The organism is Brevibacterium spongiae (genome assembly GCF_026168515.1).
In the GTDB taxonomy this organism is placed as follows: Bacteria; Actinomycetota; Actinomycetes; order Actinomycetales; family Brevibacteriaceae; genus Brevibacterium; species Brevibacterium spongiae.
Genome location: NZ_CP093443.1, coordinates 271,187 through 297,658 on the forward strand (window position 1 = coordinate 271,187; position 26,472 = coordinate 297,658).

A 26,472-nucleotide genomic window follows, 5' to 3' on the forward strand; every position below is an offset into this window, starting at 1 on the left:
GCCCCTCAAGCTATGTCGTCAGAGTCCGCGGCTACGGTAGTAGTCCGACACGGAGTCAAGATGCCGGCGCATCAAAGACATCGCTTCCATGGAATCACGGCGAACTATCGCGTCGAAGAGTGCTGAGTGATCATGGCTCACGCTGGAGCCGATGTTTGCGGCAGCATTGGCTTCGCCGACGATGTTCTGCAGCGCGTTGAACAGAGGAATCGTCACGACCTCGAGCAAGGGGTTATGAGCCGCCTCGACTATCTGCTGGTGGAAGGTCGAATGGCTGGAGAACGACGACTCCTCGCTGCGTAGGCTCGGATCCGAGTTCCGCAGCTTGTCCAAGTCCTCGTCGGTTCGTCTGGAGGCGGCATAGCCAGCCGCTGGCACTTCGGTGACGTGCCGGATCTCCATGAGGTCGTCGATTGAGATCGAGTCGGAGGACGCCAGGAGAGTGACGCCGACCTCCAACTGCGAACCCAAGTGCCCGACAGTCGGTATCGTGACGAATGTGCCTCCGTTGACCCCGCGGACGCTTCTGACCAGGTGTTCGCTCGACAGCGTTCGCAGAGCTTCGCGGATGGTGCTCTGTCCCACCGCATAGGCCTCGCGGAGGTCGGCGTCCGAGGGCAACCGAGAGCCGGGAGCGAAAGTTCCGTCGAGGATCTTCCGACGAATCTTCTCCGCGACGACGGCGTAAGCGGTCTTTGACTCAACCATCTGAGGTCCTGTCCGTCACACGGTTGAGGCGGGCGCACTTGGGCATTCTGTCTACTCTCCTTGCCAGGCTTGTCGAACCGGTCGTCGGCAGCCGAAGACGATTGCCTGTGATGCCATGCTAGTGCGATTGTTGCTGGCAGACCGCGTAGCGTGTGGCAAAACCGTGTCGGAAGGCAATGGCGGCGTTGCAGGTCATTTGACCTGGGAGAGAAGCCTCTCTGCCTTGCGAATGATGACTTCGTCGATAATTTCGCCGTCGAGGACGAACGCACCTGCGGCGCGGGACTCTGCTTCAGAGACCACTGCTGATGCCCACGCCACCTCCGACTCGCTGGGAGTGAACTCGGTACGAATGATTTCGATCTGTTTCGGGTGGATCGCCAGTTTGCCGTCCATTCCGTACGCTGACGCTACTGCGGCAGCGCGCCGCAGCCCTGCATAGTCGGCCACAGTGGTATGCACCGAGTCGATGACGGGAAGGTGGTGAGCGCGACCTGCGAAGAGGAGCGTCGCCCGGGCGTACGCAAGCAGGTCCTCGAACACACCTGCAGTCCCGGCAGTGGCGTGCGCTCCCAGATCCAATTGCAGATCTGCCGTCCCCAGGGCCAACGCATCGACGTCGGGGTGAGCGGCGATGCGATCGGAATCGACGACCCCTCGAGCCGTCTCGACGAGAGCGATGACGCTAAAGTCGGCCAACTGGGAGAAAGGCTGATGCGATTCGGCCATTGGGACCATGATCGACCCGAACCCCATCTCCCGTGCGAGTTCGAGGTCTTGTTCGGCGTGAGCAGTAGACAGGCCGTTGATGCGCAGGCAGGCTCGTACGGGGGAGAAACCGGACCGGCGCAGCAGACTCCGGGCCTTCCCCTTGTCGGCCTTTCGAACTCCGTCTTCTAGGTCGATGACCACCTGGTCACTGACAGCTGCGGCTTTCGCGAAGCGCTCGGGCCGGTCGGCCGGGACGAACAGCCACCCGGGGCCGTTCAGCTCGATTCTCGGCACATTCGTGGCAGTGACGCTCCCCGGTTCGCTGTCGACGTCAACCACAGAAATCACCAATGACAGCGGCGGCCGACCGGTCAACAGGAGCATCTGTGACGGCCGCTGCGATCTCCGCTGCTCGTGTGGAGCCGACGATCGGTGCAGCGCAGGTGGAGAATTTCTCAGCCACCTCGGCGTTGGTCAACGGGCGGGATTCGTGACCTCGATTGATCTGCTCCGCCTCGTGGAAGGTGGTGCCGTCGTCGAGCGTAATGGCCAGGTCCCCAGAGAAAGCTTTCGGGTAGAGGCTCGCGGGGTCGTGTTCGACGACCACCCGTGCAGCGACACTGAGAACCGACTCATCGGTACGAGCCGTCTCGTCGAGTTCCGGGAACGTGATCTGCCCATGCCGCAGAGCCGCAGCTGTGAGATAGGGCAGGCTGAACTTGGCGTCGTACTCGCTTCGAGGCCGCAACTTGTCCGCAGCCGGTTCGCAGACTACTGCACCTGGCACATCATGGATCTTCGCAGAGATCGATGCGATCCGGTCGAAGTCGAAGTTCGGTTCCTCCCGGAGGCGCAGCGCAATATCGATGAACGAATGGGTGAAGTGGCACGTGGGGAACGGCTTGACCGCAACATTCGCCACTTCCCAGGTCTCACCGAGACTCTCGAAAACTTCGAGCCCCGGCGCATCTTCGCCCTGAATGTGAGTCCGATACAGACCGAACCGCCCCTCGTAGATTTCCGTCGGACCTGTGTATCCGGCAGCGGCGAGCGAGACAGCATGGAGGCCCGCATTGGCCGCCCACCCGGGGTGCAGCCGCTTCGTCGGTGCTCCTTCATCGAGAAACTGGAGGAGGCCGGAGGAGAACGAACCGACGACACCCTGAGCGTCGACCAGTTTGTCGACCGGAAGTCCACGAAGGATTCCGACACCGACAGCCGATCCGAACGCCCCGAGGATACCTGTGGGGTGGAACCCTTTGTCGTGGAACCGTCCGTCGACAGCCATTCCCAAACGGGAGTTCACTTCGATGGCGAGGATGTAGCTGAGCAGGAGGTCGCCGAAGCTGATCGATTCGTCGGTGGCGCTGGCGCTGATGACGGCGGCAAGAGAGGATGCGCTGACGTGCGATACGGCCGCTATGTGTGTGTCGTCGAAGTCATGACCATGGATCATCAGACCGTTGGCGATCGCCGCTCCGGTTTTCGAGAGCGTGGTCGAGCTGCCGATGACTGGAGTCTCACCGGGATTGAGTTCCGCGAGACCGGCCATGGTGATTGACGCGAACTCCTGATTGCTGGCGGCAAGGGCGACCCCGACCGAGTCGAGCAGAAGATGGCGGGCACGCGACTGTACGTTTGAAGGAATGTCATCGAGCCTGATCGAAGCGACTGAAGAGGCAATGGATTCTGAGATGCTGGTCATGAGAACTCCTGAGATCAGATCGCGGTGCGGCCGGAGAAGATCGACTTGGCGATCACGGTGTTGAGGATGTCATTCGTGCCTTCGCCGATACTCATCAGCGGGGCGTCGCGATACAGCCGTTCGATCTCGTATTCTTTCGAGTAGCCGTAGCCGCCGTGTATGGACATCGCCTCAATTGCAGATTCAAGGGCGACTTCTGAACAGAAGACCTTTGCCATGCCGGTCTCTCCGTCTGCCCGACCTTTGAGAAGCGACTGAGCCGACCAATACATCAGTTGGCGCGCCGCCTGCACTCGTGTTGCCATCCGACCGACGCGCAGTTGGATCGCTTGGAACTGAGAGATCGGTTGGCCGAAGGATTCGCGTTCCTGGGCATAGGCGACCGATTCTTCGAGTGCTCTCTGCGCAATGCCGACCGACCGGCCGGCGATATTCACTCGCCCCCATTGAAGGGCGGAAAGCACCTGTTGCATGCCTCGACCCTCGACTCCGCCGAGCAGAGCGTCGGCGCTCACTTCGCAGTTGTCGAAGACTATTTCACAACTTTCGGGGCCCTTGTAGCCGAGCTTCGGGATGTCCTTGGTGACTTTGAAGCCGGGTGTGTCCGCGTTGACCAAGAGGATGCTCATGCCCTTGTGAGCCGGCGTCGTCGAGGTATCGGTCTTCACAAGAACCGGCAGCGGATCGGCATGCCTGGCGTTCGTGATCCACATTTTGGCCCCGTTGATGACGTACTTGTCACCGACCTTTTTCGCCGTCGTCTTGATGCCCTGCAGGTCGGTCCCGGCATCGGGCTCGGTCAAAGCGAGGGCCGTGCGCCGCTCTCCTGAAGCGAGGGCGGAGAGGTGCTTCGACTTCTGTTCGTCGTTGCCGTGTTCGGCGATCATCTTCGCCGCCATCGTATGGCTGCCGAGGACTCCTGCGATGCCCATCCAACCACGGGCAAGCTCCTCGAAGACGATCCCGAAGGAGACGGGATCGATGCCCAGGCCGTCGTGCTCCTCGGGGATGGTCAGGCCGAACAGCCCCATCGCTTTGAGCTTGTCGATGATTTCGGACGGGTATTCGCCTTTTGCTTCCATCTCTCGGGCGACGGGGATGATCTCCTTGTCGACGAAAGTCCGCAGCGATGTCTTGAAGTCGCTCTGCTCTTCGCTGAGTTCGAACATGGTCTCAAACTCCTTTGCTGTTTGTTGGGGTGCCGAGTTCCTCCAGGAGTTCGGCACGGTGTTCATCGATCGTCGGAGCTGCGCGATTGCTCGTCAGCGGCGGTCCGACTCGCGGGGCCGTCGCGATATTGCGGATCGTGCCCCAACGATGGTGGTTGGTGTCGAAGACCAGGCCCCGTTCGGCGACCAGCGGATCCTGAAGAGCTTCGGCCACACTCTTGACCTTGGCTACGGGGACCCCGGCGGTCTCCAGCAGTTCTACCCATTCATCGGCGGTGCGCTGTAGGAAAGCCTCGTCGAGGATGCCGAGGAGTTCTGCTTTGTGCTCGATCCGCTTGTCGAAGCTCGAGAACTTGTCCTGGTTCAGTCTTTCGTCTCCGACCACCTCGGCGAGGCGGAGATAGAACTTCTCTTTGGCGCAGCCGACGGTCATCCATCCGTCGCTGGTCTCGAACGCCTGGAACGGGACGAGAGACGGGTGAGAGGACTTGGGGGTCCGCTGGGGTTCGAATCCCTCGTTGAGATGCCAGTTGCCTACGTAGGTGAGCATCGATACCGCTGTATCGAAGAGGCTGAGGTCGCAATCGGTACCCACTCCGTCTCGACGGGCGGCATGGACGGCCGCGAGCATTGAGATCGCTGCGACGAGTCCGCCGCTGAAATCGACGAGGGACAGACCTGATTTTGTGGGTGGTCCGTCGGGCTCGCCCGTGATGTCCATCCATCCGGCTGCGGATTGGAGCATGTAGTCATAGCCTGGTCGCTTCGCAGCCGAACCCCCGCCATAGCCGGACAGATTGCAGCACACGATCTGAGGATTGATGTCTTGGAGGTCGGCGTAGGTGATGCCGAGTTTGGACGGAACATCGCCGCGGAGATTCGAATAGACAACGTCAGCACCAGCAACGAGACGGTTGAAGATGTCTCGATCGGCCGTATCACTCAGGCTCAGCGCGATGCTGCGCTTGTTTCGGTTGAAGGACTCGTAGAAGAGCGAATCCGTTCCTTCGCGAAACGGCGGAACGTAACGTCCGATATCGCCGCCGGTGTTCGGGTCTTCGATCTTGATGACATCGGCACCCAGATCGGCGAGCTGCATTGATCCCCAAGGGCCTGCACCGTACTGCTCGACAGCGATGATGCGGATGTCTTCAAGCGGTTGCATCCTGTCTCCTCCTGAGTTCGTTCTATTTTCTGGCTGCGGAGTCCGCGACTGTGTGAAAGGCGTGCTCATCATGGTTCTCAGCTGTAGTCGCTGACCGAGTCGGTCGCCTCGGGGAAATGCCCCTGGCCGATCCCGCTGTCCCGTGTGGCGATCATGACCGAGCGTTTCCAGCTGACCACGGTGACGCCGTCCTGGTTGAGGCCTCGAGTCGTCATCGAGATGATTCCGGCATAGTCGCGGGACTTCGAACGACGAGCCTCGGTGCATACGCTTTCCGCGTAGAGGGTGTCGCCCACATAGACGGGATGCCGGAAGTTGATGTCTGTGAAGGCGAGGTTCGAGATCGCGTTCTGACTCATGTCGAACACGCTCAGACCGAGCACCATGGCCACAGTGAGGCCCGAATTGACGATGATCTTGCCGTCGGTAATCGGATTCTGTGACGCGAAATGCTCGTTGAAATGGTTCTGATTCGTGTTGAGAGTCAGGTTGGTCAGCCAGACGTTGTCCGCCTCGGTGATGGTGCGTCCGAAGGGATGCTGATAGATGTCGCCGACGGCGTAGTCCTCGAAGAATCGGCCGATGGTGGCGTCGTGGATGGTCATGTTTCTTCTTTCTTAGTTGGCAGTGGCTGGTAGTCAGGGGGAGCGCTGTCTCGGCAGGCAGTGTGCGATCAGGAGATCTCTTCAAGGCTGCGTCCGCGGGTTTCGACGGGAATCGCGATGACGACGACGATCATGCACACGGCCATGGCGCAGACGAATCCGATGGGGCCGAAGATCCCGAATGCCACGAACAGCCCCGACATGACGAAGGGCACGACGATCGACGCACCGCGAGCGAAGGTGTAGGAGATGCCGGTTCCGCGCAGGCGGAAGCGGGTTGGATAGAGCTCGGGCATGTAGGAGTAGAGGACAAACGTCACCAGGGTGTAGATCGCAGTGACGAGCAGGATGCCGATGATGACGATTATCAGGATCGACTGCGCGGCGGCGTAGGCAAGGCCGAGCGGGATGACGATGATCGAGAACACGATGATTGCCGTGCGTCGGTTGAGCTTATTGATGAGCAGCAGACAGACGAGGCCTCCACCGGGGGCGCCGAGAGCCATCGCAGTCGTATAGGCTAGGGAATGGGAGACGTCGATGCCCTGTTCGACGAAGAACGTCGGCATCCAGGAGATGAAGCCGTAGACGAACATGTTGACGCCGACGGCAAGGACGGTTCCGAGCACGGCAAGCTGCCAGAACGGGCGTTTGGACGTTGCCGACGATTCGGCGGCATCGCTGTCTGAGGCGTTGGTGCCGGTCGGTACAGGCGGATTGGTCTCCAAAGTCGTCGCCGACATCGCTTCGAACCGCTCAACGACGGCCTGCGCCTCGCTCAGTCGTCCTCGAACCACCAGCCATCGTGGTGATTCGGGGCACCTCCGCCGAGCCAGCCAAACGATGACTGCCAGCACAGCACCGATGACGAACATCCAGCGCCATCCGAAGTTTGAGATCACCAGTGCGCCGATCGCCGAGGCGAAGAGCAGGCCCGAGTTCACGAGGATGCCGAGGGCCGCAGTCCACCGCCCGCGACTGCGGGGAGGAATGAACTCGCCGAGGATAGCAGCGGCGAGGACGAGTTCGGCACCGAGTCCGATACCCATAACGAATCGGGTGCCGACGAGGAATTCGAAGGTCGGAGCCAGTGCGGCCGCGAAGCCCGCGACTGCGAAGACGAGCAGATTGATCTGGTAGCTCATCCGGCGACCGAACTTGTCACCGACGAAGCCGGCAGTGGCCGCTCCCAGCAGCATGCCGAAGAACGTCATCGACATGAAGACGGCGATCTCGTGGACGCCGGCGAAGCCAGTCGAGACCAGCGCCGCTGAGACGCCGGCCGCGACGTAGATGTCGTAGGCATCGATCATGGCGCCGGCGCCGATGTAGGCGAAGAGTTTCCTGTGCTCGGTGTTGGGGGTGAGCGCATCCATGCGCGCCCCAATTTCTATCTGTTCTGCATTGGTATCAACGGACATCCTTGTCGCGCCTTTCATCTGATTCATTCCGAAATAGTGGTGACTTTTGGGCGGTCATTTCTGTGATTGTCTGCAGGCCTCCGCGATCGTTGCCGCGACCGTGAGCAGCGCCCGGTCGTCGTAATGGCGGCCGATAAGCTGAAGAGCAGGGGAGAGCTCTGCTCCTGCGGTTGGAAGCGGCACAGTGATCGCAGGCAGTCCGAGATAGTTGATAGTGCGGGTGTAACTGCTGGCTCGCATGTAGTCGCTGCGAGCACGGGATCCTGTCGCGTCTGACTTCGAAATCTGTGGTGCGAGGATCGGACTCGTCGGTGTGAGGAGAAACCGTGAACGTCCCATGGCCTTGTCGAGAAACTCTGCGGCCAGAGCCGAACGGCAGGCGAGAGCATCTGCGTAGCCGATGGCGGGGATCGCGGTTCCGCGGATTACGCGTGAGAGCACCTGGTCGCCGAGGAGGTCCCAGTTCCATCCGACGAGGCTGCCGACGTTGCGCGCGGCCTCGACGCTGACAATTGTTACTGACTTCCTGTTGAGATCGGCGTCGTCGATGTCGACTCCGCGTTCGTCCAGGCATCCGAAATCATTGGAACTGCTCTGTCCGATTTCCTTGACGACGTCGAGTGCAGAGGCGAACGCGGAGGCGACCTCGGTGTCGCAGTCTCGGTCGACGGTCGACCGGGACAGGTGTGCGAAGCCGGAGAACACTGCCTCCTCGCTGACGTCGATTCGGCTGCGTGCTTCGGCGTTGACGACAGCGGAGTCGGAGATGAGAACTTCGAAGGCGCGCTGCACAATCGTGGTGTCGGAAGCCAGCAGCCCGATGGTGTCCAGAGTCTCGGACAGTGGGATGAGACCAGAATGGGTGAAGAGGCCATTGGTGGGCTTGTAGCCGACGAGGCCGCAATAGGCTGCCGGAAGCCGGACAGATCCTCCGGTGTCCGTTCCCAGAGAGAGGTCACAGGCGTCGGTGGCGACTGAGACGCCCGAACCGCTCGAAGAGCCTCCGGACAGGTGGGAGTCGCTGAGAGGATTGACTCCATCTCCGAACCACTGGTTGTGACCGGTGGGACTCAGCGCGAATTCCGCCATGTGGTTGGCTCCGATAATGGTTCCTCCGGCTGCTTCGATTGAACGGAGCAATGGGGAGGTAGCCTCGGCTCGCGTGTCGGACAGGGCCGGGCTGCCAGCAGTGATCGGATAGTCGCGGATGCCGATATTGTCTTTGTGGGTGATTCTGAGTCCGGACAGTTCCTCTGTGAGCACAGTTGCGCCGGCGACCGTGGACTCTGTATATCTTCGGAAGATGCCGGTTCTCGGGGACTCGTCGACGGTGCTGGTCCACCGACTATCTGAGGAATCGACTGAAATGCCGCCTGGCTTCAGCCATTGAGGCGGCGACGGCGGTGTGAACGAGCGATCTATCTCGGTTGCACTCGCGGCAACGAGGGATTCGGCACGGTCATTGCCGGCAGAGCCAAGGAGGTTGTCAACGGCTCCGTTGATGCGCGCCGCCGGGTGCGCATCGTGGTTCTCTGTGGTGGTGCTCATTTCAGCCCGTTCTCATTGCAATGTGCGATGCGGCGCGGCTCTGCGCGCACCGGCCCTGGAGTGACTCGAGGTGAACGAGTGGCAACTTCTGATGGCAGAATCGAGCTTAAACCTATGAGGTTTATACGTCAACAGGGAATCTATAGAGTGAAATCCGGCCTTCGTGTCCGTAAATATCTGATCAATCGATCTTCGGTATGGTCGCGTAGTGGGGAATCTTGTCTGTGACTCCGCGTGACTGAAGTGGAACCGGCTTCTGGTCCGCATAGTTAGTGTGACAGCCATGGAGGACGGCGAGTGTTCGTCGTCCTTGGACTCAGTCACCAGGAGAGGACCCCGCATGACCACACGCATCGCCGTCGTCGTCGGCAATCCGAGCCCCGGCTCGCGGACGAGGCAGGTGGCAGAGGACCTGGCCGCCCGCGTCGCCGACATCACCGGCTCGGAGATCGACGAGACCATCGAACTCGCCGAGGTCACCGGTGAGATCTTCGAATGGAAGTCCGACCGCCTCGACACGCTCACCGAACGGCTGGCCGCCGCCGACTATGCGATCATCGCCAGCCCCACCTACAAGGCCGCCTACACGGGACTGCTCAAGGCGTTCCTCGACCGCTACGACGCCGGCGGCCTGCACGGACTGACCGCGATCCCGGTGTTCACGATCGGCTCCCCGGCACACACCCTCGCCGTCGAGACGACCCTGCGACCTCTGCTCGTCGAGCTCGGAGCGAGCGTTCCGACGAAGGGTCTGGCATTCCCCACAGCGAAGTTCGACGACCGCGCCGTGGTCCTCGACGACTGGGTCGGCAGTCAGGGTGCGTACTTGTCGCGGGGCCGCTGAGGCTGCTGCACGGCTGAGGCTGGTCTTCAGCTCGGTGAACGAGGCCCGGGAAGCACCGTCAGCTCGGTGAACCGGCACTAGCTCGGTCCATGCACCAAGCTGCTGCAGGTTCACCGAGTTAGTACGGGCACCCACCGGGTGACACGGACCTCCGACACAAAAACTGTCCACGGTTCGGCGGGCGCTTCCTTCGGCGCAATAGGATGAAAGAGAGATCGACTCAGGAGGACACTGCATCGTGCCACGCACCGTCTATTACACCGCCACCACGCTCGACGGGTTCATCGCCGACCCCAAGGACTCACTCGAATGGCTGCTGCGCCAGACCGAAGAGCCGCCGGACGACGGTTTCATCGACGGTGTCGGCGCCCTCGTCATGGGTGCGACGACCTACGAATGGCTGCTGCGCAACCTCGACGGACCGTGGCCGTACAGTGTGCCCGCCTGGGTGATGACCCACCGCAAGCTCGGCCTGCCCGAAGTCGCCGACGCGAATGTGCCGGACACCGAGGAGGCGACGGGCGACGAGAAGAGCCCCGACGATGGGAAGGCGGCCGACGCCGGGACGAAGCCCGACATCCGCTTCGCCAAGGGGTCCGTTGCCGACCACTACTACGAGATGTGCACGGCCACCGGCGACCACGACCTGTGGGTGATGGGCGGCGGCGACCTTGCCGGACAGTTCGCCGACGAGGGACTGCTCGACGAGATCATCACTTTCACCGCGCCCGTGGTCCTCGGCAAGGGGCGCCCGCTGCTGCCGCGTCGCCTCGACCTCGAGCTCCTCGAGGTCGGACACAGCGCCCCCTTCGTCGTCGCTCGCCATCGCGTCATCGGACCGCTCCTCGAAGACAGCTGAGCCAGCCCCACCGGGTGTATCCCCTCGCCGAGGCGGCCCTGGCCTTCCGTACGTAACCTCGGACCGCCTCGGCGAGGTTGTCCATCCGGATATCGGGCACCTCTGGTGCCGGCGCTTGGTTCCGTGATTCGATGCGTATATGACTGCTGCGATTGAGAATCATCGGGCCCGCCTGCGCGCGGGGGAGATCTACAACGGACTGTGGATGATGTCGACGAGCCCCGAGCTGGCGAAGGCCGGGTCGGCGGCCGGGTTCGACTATGTGAGCATCGATCTGCAGCACGGGTTCGTCAGGCCCACCGACGTGCTGCGGCTGACGGACGCGGTCCGGGCCAGCGGGGATGCGCTGGTGACCGCGCGGGTCGCGGCGAACCGCTTCACCGAGATCGGGGCGCTCGCCGATGCCGGTGTCGAAGCGATCATCGTGCCGCTTGTGTCGTCCGTCGAGGAAGCTCGGGCCGCTGTGCGGGCCCTGGACTATCCTTCGCGGGGCGGGGATCGATCCTGGGGACCGACCGCCGAGATCATGCACGGTGCCGTGCAGGACACCCGGGACGAACGCCCGCTGCTGTTCGTCATGATCGAGAACAAGGAAGGCTTGGCCGCCGTCGAAGACATCTGCGCCGTGCCCGGAGTCGACGGGGTCTACGTCGGCCCGTCGGATCTCGCCTTCGCTGTCGGTGCCCTGCCCGGGCAGCCGAATGAGGCCCACGCCGAGGCGCTCGTGCGGATCCGCACGGCCGCCGACGCCGCCGGTGTGGTTCCGGGAATCCACTGCGGCGACGGCGAGGAGGCCAAGCTGCGCAGGGAGCAGGGTTTCCGGTTCATCACTTCGGCCGGCGACCTCGGCGCCGCGGGCCGCGCGTTCCGGGAGGAGCTGGCCGCGGCCCGGAACTGATCCCTCCCTTGCTACCCGACGGCGCCCCAGCAACCTTTCGCCACGTTGCTGGGGCGCCGTCGGGTAGCTCTGGGAGGGTCAGGAGCGGAGGAGGGAGACGACCTGCTGCAGGGCGGGGTTCTTCGACTGGACGTTCCACATCGCCTTGAGCTCGACGATTTCTTCGCTGAGGTCCTCGAATGCCTTGAAGTGAACCCCCGGCACGCTGACGAGCGATGCCGATTCTGGGACGAACGCGAGTCCGTGGTTGTCAGCGACGAGGTTGATCATGGTGAGCACTTGGCTGATCGAGTGCTTCACCATGTGATGGTCGATGGGGAAATGGCGGATGATGAGGTCGTAGAAGGACGTCGCCTTCGTCGCCGAATGCATGATCAGCGGCTCTCCCGTCACATCGTCCTTGCGCAGCGGCCGATCGAGGTCGTGCAGTCGATGTCCATCCGGAATGGCAAGCAGCAGTCGTTCTGCCAGCAGCAGCTCCGAGTCGATGAAGCTGGGCGTCGTATCGGACCGGCCTAGGCCGAGGTCGATCCGCCCTTCCGCGATATTCTCCAGCTGTTCTCCGGTGACCATCTCGTGCAGGTCGAGATCGATGCCGGGAAAGTTCTCCTCTATGGCTGTCACCAAGCTTCCGAGGATGCCGAAGCCGCTGGCCGCAGTGAAACCGATGCTCAGCCGTCCCCATTGCCCCGATGCGATTCGACGCGCATCCTGCGGAGCCCGATCTGCCATAGCCAGCAGCACCTGGGCGTTGTCGAGGAAGGCCTCTCCCGCTGCGGTGAGGGTGACGCGCTTGTTGTCTCTGTCGAGCAGGTCGACCCCGACGAAGCGTTCGAGCTTCTGTATCTGTCGACTCAACGGGGGTTGTGTCATCGAGAGCGCCTCGGCTGCTTTGCCGAAATGAAGGTGTTCGGCAACCGCGACGAAGCACCGAACTTGGTCCAATGTGTACATGGGACGACAATACCTTTCGGGCATTACTTCATGCAGATATCATCATAGACAATATTATCGACGGTTCTTAGGCTCATTCTGAAGTGCTCAACAGATACGCAGAGGTATCGACCGAGCCCGAATGGAATGGACCAGAAAATGCAGAACATCTCCAAACGAGCTGTCGGGCCGCTGGCCCTGGGATCTGTCGTGGCCCTTGCGCTCTCCGCCTGTGGCGGCAACGTCGCCGCAGGTGGCGGCGGTGGCGAAGAAGACTTTCCGACAAAGGAAGTCTCCATCACCGTTGGAGCTGCGGCAGGAGGTTCCACTGATCTCATTGCCCGTGCTCTCGCCGACGGGGCCTCGTCCGACCTCGGTCAGGCCATGCCGGTGATCAACAAGCCCGGTGCCAACGGCACCTTGGCGGCCAAGGAAGTCCAAGCGGCTAAACCTGATGGCTATAACCTCGCGACCCTCAACGCTTCACTCATCACGATCACCCCGCTGGCGGTTGGCGAAGACGAAGCTGTGAGCATCGACGACTTCGAGGTCATCACCGGAGTATCGCAGGATGACTACGTCATGGTCGCCAATCCGGATGCCGACGTGAAGACGGTCGACGATATCAAGAAGAGCGACAAGAAGCTCTCCTTCGGCACGGCAGGCGTTGGCACTGGCTCGCAGCTGGCGCAGAGCCTCCTGTTGGCTCAGATCGATACCGACTTCAAGGAAGTTCCGTTCGACTCCGGAGCGCCTGCAGTGACTGCGACCCTGGGCAACCAGGTGAATATCTCCACCGTTCAGCTCGGTGAGGCGAAGCCGCACATCGACGCTGGCAAGCTCGTGCCGATCATGGTCTTCTCCGAAGAGCGCAACAAGTTCCTCAAGGATGTGCCGACGGCGACCGAGGAAGGCTACGACATTCCTGTCTCGCAGTACCGTGCAGTCGTGGCACCGAAGGGCACCCCCGACGCGGTCATCGAAAAGCTCGACAAGTCGTTCAAGGCAACGTTCGAAACGGACGCCTATAAGGAATTCAACGAGAAGAACCTGCTGACGCCGACCGAAGTCCCCGGCGATGAGATCGCCGCCGAATGGTCAGACCTGGCAGACCGCTACAAGAAGCTGGTTGATGAGTATGACATCGATCTCGCAGACTGATCGGACAGACGTGGACAAGCCCGACGACGGCGAGAACCGGCCCGAGCTCCCGGCCACCGGCGAAGAAGCGGAAACTCCCGAAGAGCTCCTTGCGCTGTGGGAGGAGGAAGCTCCGGAGCCCGCTGGAGGGATCGCCAACCTCGTCGCCTGTGCGCTGACTCTGGCATTCGGTATCGCAGGAATGATCCTGTCCTGGAATCTCTCCCTCGGCAGTCTCACTGACCCTGCTCCGGGCTTCTTCCCCTTCGTCATCGCACTGATCACTGCAGTCCTCTCGGTGGCCCAGATCGTTCTGGGCCGCCGAGGAGGCGACGGTGAAAAGTTCAACCGCTACTCGGTCACAGTCGTGTGGGGAATCATCAGCCTTCTGGTGTTCGTCATCGCGCTTCCACAGATCGGATTCGAGATTCCCGCGCTGCTCCTTTCCTTCGTCTGGATGAAGTGGTTGGGCGGCGAATCCTGGAGATCAGCCGCTCTCTACTCGGCTCTGACCGTCGCTGCCTTCTATCTCATCTTCGTCGTAGCGCTGCGCACGCAGCTGCCGCATCTCTTCTGAGGAGGACGACTACATGGATTTCTTTGCCCCAGTCCTCGAAGGGTTCGGCACCGTCCTCGAACCCGGAAACCTTCTATACTGCTTCATCGGCGTTCTCGTCGGCATGCTCATCGGAGTGCTGCCCGGCCTCGGCCCGGCGGCGACAATGGCTATTCTCCTTCCGATGACTTTCGGAATCGAACCGGTCACCGCGATCATCATGCTTGCCGGCATCTTCTACGGTGCACAATACGGCGGTACGATCACCTCGGTGCTTTTGCGGCTGCCCGGTGAGGCGAGCTCGGTCGTCACTGTGTTCGACGGCTACCAAATGGCCAAGCAGGGCCGCGCAGGTGCAGCGCTCGGTGTTGCCGCAGTCGGATCATTCATCGGTGGAACGGCCGCAATCCTGGGTCTGACCTTCCTAGCGCCCCTGATCGCCGGGTTCGCCCTCGACTTCGGGCCGCCCGAATATGCGGCTCTGTCCCTCCTCGGCGTCACCCTGGTCGCAACGATCAGCTCCGGCAACAAGGTCAAAGCCCTGATCGCCGCAGCTATCGGCGTGTTCCTCGCCATGGTCGGTCGCGATGTATTCACCGGTACTGAACGCTTCACCTTCGACAACCTCAGCCTCAGCGACGGCATCGATTTCGTGACAGTGGCAATGGGACTGTTCGGACTCGGCGAGATCCTCTACAACCTCGAGGAGCGCCACAAGGCGATGGCCACTCCCGAGAAACCCAAGCGTGTCTGGCCGACGACGGGCGAATTCAAACAGTCGGCACCGGCGATCGGACGTGGATCGATACTCGGCTTCCTGCTGGGAATTCTTCCCGGCGGAGGTGCCACCATCTCTTCGCTTGCCGCCTACGGCGTGGAGAAGAAGGTCGCCAAAGATCCTTCTCGCTTCGGCAAGGGAGCCATCGAAGGAGTCGCCGGGCCGGAGTCCGCGAACAATGCCGCAGCGACATCGTCGTTCATTCCGCTGCTGAGCCTCGGTATTCCCGCCAATGCCACGATGGCGCTGATGTTCGGTGCCCTCCTCATCCAGGGGATCACGCCCGGGCCGCTCTTGGTCTCCGACGAACCCGAACTCTTCTGGGGCGTCGTCAACTCCATGTACATCGGCAACATCCTGCTGCTCATCATGGCGATTCCGCTGATCGGCGTCTTCGTCAAGATCCTCAGCGTCCGACCGGCGATCCTCGCCCCGATCACCGTGCTTATCACCCTCATCGGCGCCTACACGATCAAGAACTCGGTCTTTGACGTCGGTCTCGTGGTCCTCTTCGGAGTCATCGGCTACCTCATGAAGAAGACCGGATTCGAACCGGGACCACTCGTCCTCGCTTTCGTGCTGGCCGAACTGCTTGAGTCGAGCGTGCGACGTTCGCTCATTCTCTTCGAGGGCAACCTCGGCGAAGTGTTCACCCGTCCGATCACCGTCACGCTGCTGTTCGTGTTCCTGATCGTCATCTTCCTGCCGATCTTTCAGAAGATGCTCGGCAGAGCCACCGCCAAATCGAAGAGCAAGGAGCTCGTGTCATGAGCATTCTGGTCGGGTATGTTCCCTCGGCGACAGGAGAAGCCGCCGTCGACGCGGCTATCAAAGAAGCGGGTTGGCGAGGAGTGAAGCTGCGAATAGCGAATTCGCGCAAACGCGGTCCGCTGGTCGAAGGCACGGTTGCTGAAGACGCCGACCTCGAAGCGGTGAAGGCACGAGCCGAAGGCGCAGGAGTCGATGTCGAAGTATTCACCTTGGCCCATGAGGACGACGTCGTCGACTCACTGCTGGAAGCGGCAGACGCCTGGTCTGTGGACCTCATCGTCATCGGCATGCGCAAACGCTCTCAGGTCGGAAAGTTTATTATGGGGTCCTCCGCGCAGAGAATCTTGCTGCAGGCAGATGTGCCCGTTCTGGCCGTCAAAGTCGCCAACTGATCCAACCACTCGCAGACCGACACCGGCACAGCTGGTGTCGGTCTGTTCTATGCGACGATGGGTCGTCGCAGCGAATCGACTATGGAGCTGAAGTGTCTCTCAAAGTGGCAGTGCTGCCGAACTCGACCCCGTACCTCGACGCCGTGCTGAAGTCAGCCGATGTGGTTGTCTCTTCATTGGATGACGCTCAGGCGCTGATCTGGACGGGGTCCGACCAGACTGGATTTCCATCATGCCTTCCACCCGCTATCGAATGGGTTCAGCTCAAGTCCGCAGGAGTGAAGCCGTGGATCGATTCAGGACGAGTCGACTCGAAGAGACGGTGGACATCCGCAGTGGGTGCTTACAGTGCCGATGTCGCCGAGCATGCCGTGGCGCTGTTGCTCGGCTCTCTCCGCCAATTCACACTTCATGCTCGGGCAAATTCCTGGTTGAAGGATTCAACCTGGAGCACCGTTCGATCCTTGCGGGGTCGAACCGTTGCGATCGTCGGCGCAGGGTCGATAGATCGGTCGTTGATTCCCCTGCTCAAAGCGCACGGAGCGCGGGTGATCGCCATCAATCGCTCAGGCCGAGAAGTCGAGGGCGCAGAGCGAACAGTGAGTTCTCGGGATCTCGATGAAGCACTGGCGGAGGCCGACGACGCAGTCCTGGCGGGAGCTTCGACGGACGAGACTCTACGAATCATCGGACAGAAACAGCTGGCGGCATTGGGATCTGACCCGCGAGACGGAACACCCGGAGTGCTCATCAATATCGCCAGGGGAGACCTCGTAGACCATGCGGCGCTGACCGATGCACTGCGTCGTCGGATCATCAGTGGGGCAGGTCTGGATGTGTTCGATCCGGAGCCGCTCCCCGCCGAGGATCCTCTGTGGGGCATGGACAACGTGCTCATCACTCCGCATGTCGCCAATCCGCGGATTCGGATGTTGGAGAATTTCGCTGATCTTGTCCAGGAGAACCTGCGTCGGTTCGCCTGCGGACGAGAACTGAAGGCAGAGATTGATCTGAGCCGCAGCTACTGAGCTGCCGCACGGCACCACCGGATTGGACCTAAAGGATTGGGCCCCGACATCGTCGAAACGATGTCGGGGCCTAAGTGGGTGATGCGGTCGTTCGGTCCTAGAACCAGCCGATGACCACCTGGATCGTCACCCAGATTGTCAGCAGGGTGGTGAGAACGAGGATGATGTTTTCGAAGAGGTTTGCTTTGTGCTCCCCGAAGTGACTCTTCTTGTTCGCCAGAATGAGCAGACCGATTGCCACGAGGGGGACGACGACCGCTTGGAGGCCGGTGACGAACACGGCCATCGTGACGAATCCGGGCATTCCGGGGAAGGCCCAGATGATCGGCGAGATCAGAATGAAGAGACTGAACCACTTGAAGGACGGGTCGTCCTCGAAGTGGTCACCGTAGCGTTCGCGCCGCGCGGGCCGAATGATGTGGAGGCAGTCGACGATGATCTTCGGGAACCCGTTGGCGAAGCCCACAACACTGCTGTAGAGAATGCCGAATGCTCCGAGGTAGAAGATGACTCCGCCGACAGCGCCGAGGTGGATCGACAGTGCCTGCGAGATGTCGTCGAGGTTGGTCACCTCGATACCGTTGGGGCGGAGGATCTCGGCCCCGACGACCCAGATCGAGAGGCTGATGACGATGGCTGAGGAGATTCCGAACAGAATGTCGTTGCGCTGCAGCTTTTTGAAGCCGACACCGCGCCATCCCTTGTCGCGAACGTAGTAGGGGTAGAGGAAGTTCGCCATAGAACCGGCCACCGCACCGATGAGCGAGAGCGCAACTGCGAATACGCCGATCGCCCCGGTATTGTCCGGAATGCCGAAACCGACTGTGCCGCGCACGATCTCACCCACGTCGGGCACACTGTAGATCGCGAGGCCGAGGAAGACGACCGTCATCATGGCCAACAGCAGCTTCATGATGCTTTCGATGGTCTTGTAGACGTTCTTGCAGATGACGAAGATACTTGCCACGACGAGGATGCATGACCAGAGGAAGGGATCTCCGACGGTGAAGATCTCAGCCAGAGCCTCACCGGCTCCGCGGACCATGTAGCCGTTGAGGAGGTGCCCGCTGATGACGGCGGCGATCCCGATCGCCCACGGGTACCACCGGGCGACATCGCGGTAGCCCTCCATGATGGACTGGTTCTTGAGGTTGAGGACCTGATAGCGGCCCATGATGTTGACGATGACGAAACGGATGAGCAGGGAGGCTGCGAGCAGCCACATGAGGTTGTATCCGTAGTTCGATCCAGACACCGAGGCGGTGACCAGATCGCCGGCGCCCATCATGGCGAGGACGGCGATGATTCCGGGGCCGAATTCGCGGAGGCTCCCGAGGATTCCTCGTCGCCTCGGTCCGGTTGCGGGCGAGTTGTCTGAGCTGACTGTGCTGGCAGCGTCGTTGCTATTCGCACTCATTGTGAAATGGGTCCTTCCGGCGGCCTACGCTTCACCAGCGTGGGGCCACTGCTCGGTATTCGGGGTCGAATTTCTGCATGTAGCCGGTGTCATCGCGGTTCCTGATGCCGCAGTCGATGTATTGCTGGTGGAGTCGTGCAAGTCGTTCGCGGTCCAATTCGACCCCGAGCCCTGGGCGAGTGGGGACCTCGAGGGCGCCGCCCACGAAGCTGAACGGGTCGCCGACGACGACGTCGTCTTCCGGGTTCTTCCATGGCCAATGGGTGTCGCAGGCATAGTCGATGTTCTTCGTCGCTCCGGCCAAATGAAGCATGGCTGCGAGGCTGATGCCCAGGTGGGAGTTCGAATGCATCGACAACGACATTCCGAAAGTCTCGGCGATGCCGGCCAGAGTTGTGGACCGGCGCAGTCCGCCCCAGAAGTGGTGGTCGGAGAGGATGACATCGATGCTGCCTGCGGCGACGGCGTCCGGCAGCTGTGCGAACGCGACGACGCACATGTTCGTTGCCAACGGCATGTTTGCTGCGGCACGGACCTCGGCCATGCCTTCTATCCCAGGTGTCGGGTCCTCGAGGTATTCGAGGGTGGAGTCCAGTCGTTCAGCAACGCGTATCGAGGTCTCGACCGTCCACGCGGCGTTCGGGTCGATGCGCAGCGGCACGTCGGGGAAGCGCGCGGCAAGGGCCTCGATGGCGGCGGCCTCTTCGTCGGGAGGGAAGACTCCGCCTTTGAGCTTGAGCGCCGTGAAACCGTATTCATCGATCATCTTCTCGGCTTGCCGAACGATGCCCTCGGGATCAAGGGCCTCGCCCCACTCGTCATCGGGAAATCCAGGGTGGCCCGCCCACTTGTAGAACAGGTAACCGCTGAAATCGACACGGTCGCGGACCCGACCGCCGAGGAGATCCGCGACCGGGACTCCGAGGATCTTCCCTTGGAGGTCGAGTAAGGCGACTTCGAAGGGCGAGAAGACTCGGTCGAGGGTCGAGGAATCGGTGATCATCCCGCTCATTCCGTGCCCGCCGGCGGTGGCATCGGCGGCCAATGCAGCCTCGACCGCTTCACGCGCTCGATTGATGTCGAAGATGTCGGTGCCGATGAGAGCGTCGGCGGCGAGTGTCAGACGGTTCTGGTGTGCCTCATCGCCGTAGGTTTCACCCAGGCCGTAAGCGCCCGAATCGGTGACGACCTCGATGATCGTGCGAATAGCAAAGGGTTCGTGGACTCCCACTGCGTTGAGCAGCGGGGGATCGGCAAATGCGACTGGAGTGAGGTTGATGTCGACGATGTGGGTGCTTTTGGCAGAAGACATAGTTGGCGGACTCCTTCAGCTGATCGTCACGGTATCGGTGGTCCAGGCGTGAGCCTGATCGCTGAGCGTGATGCCCAGCCCCGGACGGTCGGGAACGAGCATTCGTCCGTCCTTCGTCTCAAGCCGTTCGTTGAACAGCGGGTCGAGCCAATCGAAGTGTTCGACCCAGGTCTCACGCGGGTAGCAGGCAGCCAGATGCAGATGGATCTCCATGGCGAAGTGCGGGGCGATGTCGAGATTCGCCTCATCGGCGAGGGTGAGCAGTCGCATGAACTGAGTGATGCCGCCGACGCGAGGCGCATCGGGTTGGACGATGTCACAGGCGCGCGCATCGATGAGCGCCTTGTGTTCGGCGACCGAGCTGAGCATCTCGCCGGTGGCGATCGGAGTGTCAAGCGTCCGGGTCAGTCGTGCGTGACCTTCGACGTCATAGGCATCGAGCGGCTCCTCGATCCACACCAGGCCGAGTTCGTCGAGAGTGCGGCCCATCCGCAGCGCCGTCGCACGGTCCCACTGCTGGTTCGCATCGACCATCAGCGGCGCGTCACCGATGTGTTCGCGCACCGCGGTGACTCGGCGGATGTCTTCGGCGCTGTCGGGCAGGCCGACCTTGATCTTGATTCCGCCGATGCCGTCGGCTAAGGAATTCGAGGCCCGCTCCTTCACCTCGTCGATCGAGGCATTGAGGAACCCGCCGGAGGTGTTGTAGGTGCGCACGGAATCGCGGTGGCTGCCGAGGAACTTCGCCAGTGGCAGCTCCGCCCGCTTCGCCTTGAGGTCGTAGAGCGCGACGTCGATGGCGGCCAGGGCCTGGGTGGCCAAACCAGAACGACCGACGGAGGCGCCGGCCCACAGGAGCTTCGTGTAGAGCTTCGCGATGTCGTTGGGGTCCTCCCCGAGTGCCGCCTCGGCGATCTCCTTCGCATGCGCGTACTGCGCGGGCCCGCCGCCGCGCTTCGAATAGCTGAACCCGATTCCCGAATGTCCCTCGGTGGTCGTGATCTCGGCGAAGAGCATGGCGACCTCGGTCATCGGCTTCTGTCGGCCGGTGAAGACCTTGGCATCGGAGATCGGCACCTCCAACGGCAATCGAATCGATGACAGGGTGATCGTCTTGATCGCGTCGGGGGTGTACGCCATTGATGCTCCTTGATCGTGCCGATTCGAAGTCGCCTTCACCTGGCCATCGGCGGGGTTCAGGTGATGCGTGTGCCGACTCAATAACATCGGTGTTCGCCCTATGAGGCCAATACCTTTCCTGCATGAGTCGATATCGAATGGGCCTTAGACAGGCATCATCAGGCGGCCCTAGAGTCACTTTCGAATCACTCCATCGAAGTAGTCAGCAAAGGAACCGCAATGGCTCAATTCTCCCCCCAGGACTTGGCAGATCACCTCAAGAACGGACTGCTCTCGTTCCCCGCGACAGCGTTCAACGCCGACCTCAGCCTCAACGAAGACGGCTACCGCAGCCACATCGAATGGCAGTCGAGCTACGACGTCGCCGGACTCTTCGCCGCCGGCGGCACCGGTGAAGGATTCAGCCTCAGCCCCGACGAGGCGGCCCGCGTCGTCGAACTCGCCGTCGCCTCCTCCCGGCCAGAGGTCCCCGTCCTGGCCTCCGCCGGCGGCCCCACAGTCCAGGCTGTGCGCAATGTCCGCGACGCCGAAGCCGCAGGCGCCGAGGGTGTCCTCGTCCTTCCGCCCTACCTCACCGAATGTGACCAGGACGGTCTCTACCAGCACGTGTCCGCGATCTGCGAAGCGACGAACATCGGCGTCATCGTCTACAACCGCGCCAACGCCATCTACTCCGCCGAGACCGTGGCCCGTCTGGCCGACAGCCACGCGAACTTCATCGGGTTCAAGGACGCCATCGGCGACATCGAACATCTGACCAAGGTCTACGCGAAGAACGGCGATCGCCTCTTCTACCTCGGCGGACTGCCGACGGCAGAGACCTTCGCCCTGCCGCTGCTGCAGCTGGGTATGAGCACCTATTCCTCGGCGATGTTCAACTTCGTCCCCGAATTCGCCCTCGACTTCTACGCCGACGTTCGCGCCCAGAACCGAGAGGCCGTGACCGAGAAGCTCAATCGCTTCGTCCTGCCCTACCTCGACATCCGCGACCGCGGCAAAGGCTACGGCGTCTCGATCGTCAAGGGCGGACTCAAGGCCATCGGCCGCGACGCCGGACCGGTCCGTCCGCCGCTGCACGACCTCAGTGAAAAGGACGTCGCCGACATCGCCGAGCTCATCAGCGCGGCGAACATCCAGCCCCAGACCAATCTGAAGATCGGAGCCTGACCACCCATGACCGCGCTCAACGGACTCTCCCTCATCGCGGGCACCCCGGTCACCGGCAATGGTGCCACGACGAACGCCATCGACCCGAGCACCGGTTCGACTCTCGCCCCGGACTACTCCTTCCTCGACGAGTCCCAAGTCGAGCAGGTCACGGACGCCGCGGCACAGGCATTCGCCAGCTACCGGGCCACTTCCCCGACCGATCGCGCCGCCTTCCTCGACACGATCGCTGCGAACATCGAAGCCGTGCGCGAACCGCTCGTCGAACGTGCCATGGCCGAGACCGGTTTGCCTTCGGCCCGACTGGCCGGCGAAGTCGGCCGCACCGTCGGACAGCTGCGATTGTTCGCCGAGGTGGTCCGGGCCGGGAACTTCCACTCCTCCCGCATTGATCCCGCACAACCCGACCGCACCCCGGCCCCGCGACTCGACATCCGACAGCGCAAGGTCCCCGTCGGCCCCGTCGTCGTGTTCGGAGCCAGCAACTTCCCGCTCGCGTTCTCCGTCGCGGGAGGTGACACCGCTTCGGCGCTCGCCGCCGGATGTCCCGTCATCGTCAAGGCCCACAACGCCCACCCGGGAACCGGGGAGATCGTCGGCAGGGCCATCACCGAGGCGGTCGCCGCCCATGGACTCAACCCCGGAGTCTTCTCCCTCGTCTACGGTTCGGGGTCGTCCGTCGGGCAGCAGCTCGTCGCCGATCCGCAGATCACCGCGGTCGGCTTCACCGGGTCCCGCTCCGGTGGGCTGGCGCTGCAGGCCACCGCTCAGGCTCGCAAGGTGCCCATTCCCGTCTACGCGGAGATGAGCTCGATCAACCCGGTCATCCTCCTCGATGGTGCCCTGGCAGGGGGCGGGGCTCGCAGCCTCGCCGAACAGTTCATCACCTCGCTGACCGGATCGAGCGGACAGCTGTGCACCGCCCCCGGCCTCGTCCTCGTGCCGACAGGCACCGATGGTGATGCCTTCGCCGAGGCGGTTGCGCAGCTGATCGGTCAGCAGACCGGGCAGACGATGCTCACCCCCTCCATCGCCGAGGCGTTCGACCGCGGCGTTGCCGCGCTCAGTGAGCAGGACGACGTGTCCACGGTGGGCGCCGGCACGGCGGGGGAAGGCGCCAACGCGCCTGCACCGGTGGTCTTCACCGCCGCTTCGGTGGCACTGCGGAACAACGATGCGCTCAGTGACGAGATCTTCGGGGCCGCCTCGCTGCTGGTCCGCTATGACGACGTCGACGACCTGGTCGCGACCCTGCAGGGAATCGAAGGACAGCTGACGACGACGATCCACGCGACGGACGCCGACACGGAAGCGGCCGGACGGCTGCTGCCGATCCTCGAAGATCTGTGCGGACGGATCCTGTTCAACGGATGGCCCACCGGGGTCGAGGTCGGACACGCTATGGTTCATGGCGGACCGTTCCCGGCCACCTCGGCGCCGGCGACGACCTCAGTGGGAACGCTTGCCATCGAACGCTTCCTCCGACCGGTCAGTTACCAGGCGGTGCCGACCGCACTGCTGCCGGAGCCGATCGCCGATGATAATCCGTGGTCGGTCGTGCAGATGATCGACGGTACGGTGACGACGCCTGCGGAGGCCGAGCAGCCGGTCCTCAGTGAAGCGGGAGCGGCCACCTCATGAAGGGAACCTCGATGACCACGCAGACAGCAGTCGCCACCCCGACCATCGAATCAGTCCGGGTCGTTCCGGTCGCCGGCCGTGACTCGATGCTGCTCAACCTCTCCGGTGCGCACGGGCCGTACTTCACCCGCAACATCGTCCTCATCACCGACAGCGATGGCCGGACGGGCCTCGGTGAGGTGCCCGGCGGCGAGAACATCAAAGCCGCGATCGAGGATGCCGGACGTCAGCTCGCCGGTCGGCGGGTGGCCCAGGTCAACCGGATCGTGTCCGAACTGCACCAGCGGTTCGCCGCGATCGACGCCGGCGGGCGCGGTAACCAGACCTTCGATCTGCGTGTCGGCGTCCATGCCACCGCCGCGATCGAGTCGGCTCTGCTCGACCTGCACGGTCAGTTCCTCGGACTGCCGGTCGCTGACCTCCTCGCCGCCGGTCAGCAGAGGGACGCCGTGCCGATGCTCGGGTACCTCTTCTACGTCGGCAACCCCGATGCCACGGATCTCGACTACCTGCGCGAACCCGAAGCAGACGGCTGGGACCGACTGCGCCGCGAGGAGGCCCTGACCCCAGCTTCGATCGTCGAGCTGGCGAGGGCCGCCTCGTCGAAATACGGGTTCAAGGACTTCAAGCTCAAGGGCGGCGTCCTCGCCGGTGAGGCCGAAGTCGAGACCGTCACGGCTTTGGCCGAGGCGTTCCCGGACGCGCGGATCACGCTTGATCCGAACGGCGGCTGGCTGCTCGATGAAGCCATCGAATACGGCAAGGCCATGCGGGGAGTCGTCGCGTACGCCGAGGACCCGGTCGGGCCCGAGGGCCGATTCTCGGGACGGGAGACCATGGCGGAATTCCGCCGCGCGACGGGACTGCGCACGGCCACGAACATGATCGCCACGGACTGGCGGGAGATGGCACACGCCATCAGGACGAATGCTGTGGATATTCCGCTGGCCGACCCGCATTTCTGGACGATGTCCGGATCGCACCGGGTCTCCCAGCTGTGCCACGACTTCGGGCTGACGTGGGGTTCGCACTCGAACAACCACTTCGATGTCTCCCTGGCCATGTTCACCCATGTCGGTGCCGCCGCCCCGGGCGAGATCACGGCACTGGACACGCATTGGATCTGGCAAGACGGCCAGGAGCTCACTCGCGATCCGTTAACAATCGTCGGTGGCGAGATCAAGGTGCCCACGGCTCCGGGCCTCGGTGTCACCATCGACGAGGACCGTCTGGCTGAGGCGCACGAACTCTACGTCGAACACGGTCTGGGCTCGCGTGACGACTCGGTGGCCATGCAGTACCTGGTCCCGGGGTGGTCCTTCGACGCGAAGAAGCCCGCCCTCGTCCGCTGAATCCTCCCTCCCTCCGTACTACCCGACGGCGCCCCAGCAACGTGGCGATAGGTTGCTGGGGCGCCGTCACGTGGTTCGGGGATCAGTCATCGTCAAAGATCCCCAGTCGCTTAGCTCGATCTTCGGCTGTGCGTTTCCGAAGAGCCTCGCGAAGCTTTTCGACGCCCATTATCATTCCCATGATGATGGCGATGAAGATGATGGTCAGCACGATGGTCATGGCTACCAGACCACCCACTTGTCGCCGCCGGGCCAAAGCAGGTAGACGCCGTAGCCTGCAATGATCAAGCCCGCCCACCAGGCCGATGGGGTGACGAACAGCATGGCGAGTCCGATGAGTACGGCGACGACACCGTAGATCTTGGATAGGAAGCGTCCGGTCGAGTTGGCCGCGCTGCCGATCGCGGACAGGGCGCTGTCCGCCTTCTCGAAACCTGAAGCCCGCGACGTGTAGAACTCCTTCTGCGGGCGTGGAGCTGAGAATTCGGGCCGACTGTACTGGCTGTCACGGGTCGAGTATTCGGGAGGAGTCGCCGCGGCGCTGGGAGAGATGGTCGACTGCGTCTCCGGTGCCTGCGGGGGCACAGGCGGCGCAGGCGGCGGTACGGGAGGCGTTCCCGGCGAGTCATGGCGATCTGCAGAGCCTGACTGGGACCTGTCATCGTCCACGGGGTTCATTGTCATTGTCGAGACCTTTCAATAGGTGTCAGCTGGAGCTGTATACACGTGATCTGATGTCGACCGCCGGCCGGCTCACATGCGACTGAGCGTGACGATCGGGGAGCCCGAACCGCTCATCAGAACTGCGGTGTCGTCATCATCGAACTTGATCAGATAGGTGGCTTCATTGGGCGGTTGGCGGACGACCAGCGAATAGGCCCCGTCCGAGGCCTTGTCGCCGAGCGTGCACGTGGCGACGCCGCCGATATCCAGTGGTTTTCCTGAGTCGTAGTACATACCGCTGCAGGAGCCGTCTTCATTGATGGTCTTGGTGCCCGATCCATCGTCGGGCTGCCAGATTCCGGCAAGAGTGGGTTTGGAAGTCCCACAAGCCGACAATGCGACAACGACGGCGGATACGACTGCCACGGCAAAGCCGAGGCGGGTACCAGAGCAACGAATCTGTGTCATTCGACTGTCCCATCATCCATCGGCCCTCACCATCGAGGGCACCTGTGCAGTACAGCATCAACCTGTTCACGCAATTCCGAA

At 62.3% G+C, this 26,472-nt stretch carries 26 protein-coding genes; 11 read left to right on the top strand and 15 right to left on the bottom strand.

Annotated elements, in window-relative coordinates:
- Positions 1-18: 18 nt before the first annotated feature.
- The 8 genes from L1F31_RS01235 to L1F31_RS01270 form a co-directional block, all read right to left on the bottom strand.
- Entirely contained in the window at positions 19-708 is a 690-nt protein-coding gene (locus tag L1F31_RS01235) for a FadR/GntR family transcriptional regulator (RefSeq protein WP_265418921.1), read from the bottom strand.
- Positions 709-900: 192 nt separating this feature from the next.
- Positions 901-1,758, bottom strand: a complete 858-nt coding sequence (locus L1F31_RS01240) for an HpcH/HpaI aldolase/citrate lyase family protein (RefSeq protein ID WP_265418922.1) — start codon at positions 1,756-1,758, stop codon at positions 901-903.
- Positions 1,751-3,124: an MmgE/PrpD family protein gene (locus tag L1F31_RS01245; RefSeq protein WP_265418923.1), complete on the bottom strand. Its 1,374-nt coding sequence runs from the start codon at positions 3,122-3,124 to the stop codon at positions 1,751-1,753. Before L1F31_RS01245 ends, L1F31_RS01240 begins: the two co-directional genes overlap by 8 nt.
- A gap of 14 nt (positions 3,125-3,138) precedes the next feature.
- Positions 3,139-4,293: an acyl-CoA dehydrogenase family protein gene (locus tag L1F31_RS01250; RefSeq protein WP_265418924.1), complete on the bottom strand. Its 1,155-nt coding sequence runs from the start codon at positions 4,291-4,293 to the stop codon at positions 3,139-3,141.
- 4 nt (positions 4,294-4,297) lie between these two features.
- Positions 4,298-5,458, bottom strand: a complete 1,161-nt coding sequence (locus L1F31_RS01255) for a CaiB/BaiF CoA transferase family protein (RefSeq protein WP_265418925.1) — start codon at positions 5,456-5,458, stop codon at positions 4,298-4,300.
- A 77-nt stretch (positions 5,459-5,535) separates the two neighbouring features.
- The gene (locus L1F31_RS01260; protein ID WP_265418926.1) at positions 5,536-6,063 is read right to left on the bottom strand and encodes a MaoC family dehydratase; all 528 of its coding nucleotides are present in this window, start codon (positions 6,061-6,063) and stop codon (positions 5,536-5,538) included.
- Positions 6,064-6,131: 68 nt separating this feature from the next.
- Complete coding sequence (locus L1F31_RS01265) at positions 6,132-7,439, bottom strand: MFS transporter (protein ID WP_265418927.1); 1,308 nt, start codon at positions 7,437-7,439, stop codon at positions 6,132-6,134.
- A gap of 99 nt (positions 7,440-7,538) precedes the next feature.
- Entirely contained in the window at positions 7,539-9,032 is a 1,494-nt protein-coding gene (locus L1F31_RS01270) for an amidase (protein ID WP_265418928.1), read from the bottom strand.
- A gap of 340 nt (positions 9,033-9,372) precedes the next feature.
- Between L1F31_RS01270 and L1F31_RS01275 the strand changes: the two genes are divergently transcribed.
- The 3 genes from L1F31_RS01275 (at position 9,373) to L1F31_RS01285 (ending at position 11,633) form a co-directional block, all read left to right on the top strand.
- Positions 9,373-9,876: an NADPH-dependent FMN reductase gene (locus L1F31_RS01275; RefSeq protein WP_265418929.1), complete on the top strand. Its 504-nt coding sequence runs from the start codon at positions 9,373-9,375 to the stop codon at positions 9,874-9,876.
- Between the two features lie 238 nt (positions 9,877-10,114).
- Positions 10,115-10,735: a dihydrofolate reductase family protein gene (locus L1F31_RS01280; protein ID WP_265418930.1), complete on the top strand. Its 621-nt coding sequence runs from the start codon at positions 10,115-10,117 to the stop codon at positions 10,733-10,735.
- A 139-nt stretch (positions 10,736-10,874) separates the two neighbouring features.
- Positions 10,875-11,633 (top strand): HpcH/HpaI aldolase family protein, encoded by a 759-nt coding sequence (locus L1F31_RS01285; RefSeq protein ID WP_265418931.1) that lies wholly within the window; start codon positions 10,875-10,877, stop codon positions 11,631-11,633.
- 78 nt (positions 11,634-11,711) lie between these two features.
- On the opposite strand, the gene L1F31_RS01290 is transcribed toward L1F31_RS01285, so the two are convergent.
- Entirely contained in the window at positions 11,712-12,587 is an 876-nt protein-coding gene (locus tag L1F31_RS01290; RefSeq protein ID WP_265418932.1) for a LysR family transcriptional regulator, read from the bottom strand.
- Between the two features lie 138 nt (positions 12,588-12,725).
- Between L1F31_RS01290 and L1F31_RS01295 the strand changes: the two genes are divergently transcribed.
- The 5 genes from L1F31_RS01295 (at position 12,726) to L1F31_RS01315 (ending at position 17,231) form a co-directional block, all read left to right on the top strand.
- Positions 12,726-13,727 carry a Bug family tripartite tricarboxylate transporter substrate binding protein gene (locus L1F31_RS01295; protein ID WP_265418933.1) on the top strand — a complete coding sequence of 334 codons (1,002 nt, stop codon included), beginning with the start codon at positions 12,726-12,728 and terminating at the stop codon, positions 13,725-13,727.
- Positions 13,699-14,283, top strand: coding sequence for a tripartite tricarboxylate transporter TctB family protein (locus tag L1F31_RS01300; protein WP_265418934.1), 585 nt, complete (start codon positions 13,699-13,701; stop codon positions 14,281-14,283). Before L1F31_RS01295 ends, L1F31_RS01300 begins: the two co-directional genes overlap by 29 nt.
- 13 nt (positions 14,284-14,296) lie before the next feature.
- Entirely contained in the window at positions 14,297-15,811 is a 1,515-nt protein-coding gene (locus tag L1F31_RS01305; RefSeq protein ID WP_265418935.1) for a tripartite tricarboxylate transporter permease, read from the top strand.
- On the top strand, positions 15,808-16,203 hold the full coding sequence (locus L1F31_RS01310) for a universal stress protein (RefSeq protein ID WP_265418936.1): 396 nt from the start codon (positions 15,808-15,810) through the stop codon (positions 16,201-16,203). The genes L1F31_RS01305 and L1F31_RS01310 overlap by 4 nt, the downstream gene beginning before the upstream one ends.
- Before the next feature lie 104 nt (positions 16,204-16,307).
- Entirely contained in the window at positions 16,308-17,231 is a 924-nt protein-coding gene (locus L1F31_RS01315; protein WP_265418937.1) for a D-isomer specific 2-hydroxyacid dehydrogenase family protein, read from the top strand.
- A 97-nt stretch (positions 17,232-17,328) separates the two neighbouring features.
- On the opposite strand, the gene L1F31_RS01320 is transcribed toward L1F31_RS01315, so the two are convergent.
- From L1F31_RS01320 to L1F31_RS01330, 3 genes are read right to left on the bottom strand one after another with little or no spacing between them, the layout of a single operon-like run.
- Positions 17,329-18,648, bottom strand: coding sequence for an Nramp family divalent metal transporter (locus L1F31_RS01320; protein WP_265418938.1), 1,320 nt, complete (start codon positions 18,646-18,648; stop codon positions 17,329-17,331).
- 31 nt (positions 18,649-18,679) lie between these two features.
- On the bottom strand, positions 18,680-19,960 hold the full coding sequence (locus L1F31_RS01325) for a glucarate dehydratase family protein (protein WP_265418939.1): 1,281 nt from the start codon (positions 19,958-19,960) through the stop codon (positions 18,680-18,682).
- A gap of 15 nt (positions 19,961-19,975) precedes the next feature.
- Positions 19,976-21,100, bottom strand: coding sequence for an L-talarate/galactarate dehydratase (locus tag L1F31_RS01330; protein ID WP_265418940.1), 1,125 nt, complete (start codon positions 21,098-21,100; stop codon positions 19,976-19,978).
- A gap of 219 nt (positions 21,101-21,319) precedes the next feature.
- Between L1F31_RS01330 and kdgD the strand changes: the two genes are divergently transcribed.
- The 3 genes from kdgD to L1F31_RS01345 are packed head-to-tail and all read left to right on the top strand — an operon-like array spanning position 21,320 to position 25,260.
- Positions 21,320-22,267, top strand: a complete 948-nt coding sequence (kdgD, locus tag L1F31_RS01335) for a 5-dehydro-4-deoxyglucarate dehydratase (RefSeq protein ID WP_265418941.1) — start codon at positions 21,320-21,322, stop codon at positions 22,265-22,267.
- A 6-nt stretch (positions 22,268-22,273) separates the two neighbouring features.
- Positions 22,274-23,908 carry an aldehyde dehydrogenase (NADP(+)) gene (locus L1F31_RS01340; RefSeq protein ID WP_265418942.1) on the top strand — a complete coding sequence of 545 codons (1,635 nt, stop codon included), beginning with the start codon at positions 22,274-22,276 and terminating at the stop codon, positions 23,906-23,908.
- Between the two features lie 11 nt (positions 23,909-23,919).
- Positions 23,920-25,260 carry an enolase C-terminal domain-like protein gene (locus L1F31_RS01345; protein WP_265418943.1) on the top strand — a complete coding sequence of 447 codons (1,341 nt, stop codon included), beginning with the start codon at positions 23,920-23,922 and terminating at the stop codon, positions 25,258-25,260.
- Between the two features lie 82 nt (positions 25,261-25,342).
- Here L1F31_RS01345 and L1F31_RS01350 read toward each other — a convergent pair whose 3' ends face one another.
- The 3 genes from L1F31_RS01350 to L1F31_RS01360 all read right to left on the bottom strand — a co-directional run bounded on the left by L1F31_RS01350 (position 25,343) and on the right by L1F31_RS01360 (position 26,391).
- Positions 25,343-25,480: a hypothetical protein gene (locus L1F31_RS01350; protein ID WP_265418944.1), complete on the bottom strand. Its 138-nt coding sequence runs from the start codon at positions 25,478-25,480 to the stop codon at positions 25,343-25,345.
- A gap of 2 nt (positions 25,481-25,482) precedes the next feature.
- A complete protein-coding gene (locus L1F31_RS01355) occupies positions 25,483-25,944 on the bottom strand; it encodes a hypothetical protein (protein ID WP_265418945.1) in 462 nt (153 codons plus the stop codon).
- A gap of 69 nt (positions 25,945-26,013) precedes the next feature.
- The gene (locus L1F31_RS01360; RefSeq protein WP_265418946.1) at positions 26,014-26,391 is read right to left on the bottom strand and encodes a hypothetical protein; all 378 of its coding nucleotides are present in this window, start codon (positions 26,389-26,391) and stop codon (positions 26,014-26,016) included.
- Between the last annotated feature and the right edge of the window lie 81 nt (positions 26,392-26,472).